At 69.5% G+C, this 587-nt stretch carries 2 protein-coding genes; one reads left to right on the forward strand and one right to left on the reverse strand.

The window, feature by feature from the left end:
• Positions 1-205: transposase (locus tag L2C96_RS44215; RefSeq protein ID WP_237340334.1), on the reverse strand; the 205-nt coding region annotated here is incomplete at its 3' end.
• Positions 206-340: 135 nt separating this feature from the next.
• On the opposite strand from L2C96_RS44215, the gene L2C96_RS44220 reads away from it, so the two are divergent.
• A complete protein-coding gene (locus L2C96_RS44220) occupies positions 341-499 on the forward strand; it encodes a CBS domain-containing protein (RefSeq protein ID WP_237340335.1) in 159 nt (52 codons plus the stop codon).
• The last annotated feature ends 88 nt before the right edge of the window (positions 500-587 follow it).

Raw genomic sequence — 587 nt, forward strand, 5'->3', positions numbered from 1 at the left:
TCCAGATCGTCTGCCACGGCCCGAACACTCCCGGCACATCCCGCCACGCGAGCCCACAGCGGTACCGGTAGATGATCCCCTCCACCATCACCCGCGCGTCCGAAAACGGACGCCCCGGCCTACCCGTCCGCGCCGACAACAAGTCCTCGATCAACGCCCACTGCTCATCCGAGAGCAACTCAAACCGCGACACAACCAGCAGCATCCCAGCCACCAACCGCGATCTTTGTCAGACACGCCCTAGGCGGGCAGATAGGCCGGGCGACCACGGTGCCGATCGCGAGTCAGACAGGGACGTCATGCCCGACATCGACGCGATCACGGTCCGGTCGGGCGGGTAATGCGGGCGCCTGCCGACGCGGACGTCGCGGCGGTGGCGACCGGCCTGGTCGATTCGCACCAGCGCTGCCTGCCGGTGGTCGACCACGGCAAGGTGGTCGGCATCGTCAGCTGGCGCGACCTGCTGACCCACCTGCTGAACGCGCGCGCCGCGCGGTGAGAACCCACGCCGGCGCATTGGTGCCGCCCGCACGCCGTTTGCCAGACTGGGGCGGTGATGGCTGAGCACGGTGCTCCCGGGGGCGGGC

This window comes from Amycolatopsis tucumanensis (genome assembly GCF_021654135.1).
Taxonomy (GTDB): Bacteria; Actinomycetota; Actinomycetes; order Mycobacteriales; family Pseudonocardiaceae; genus Amycolatopsis_E; species Amycolatopsis_E tucumanensis.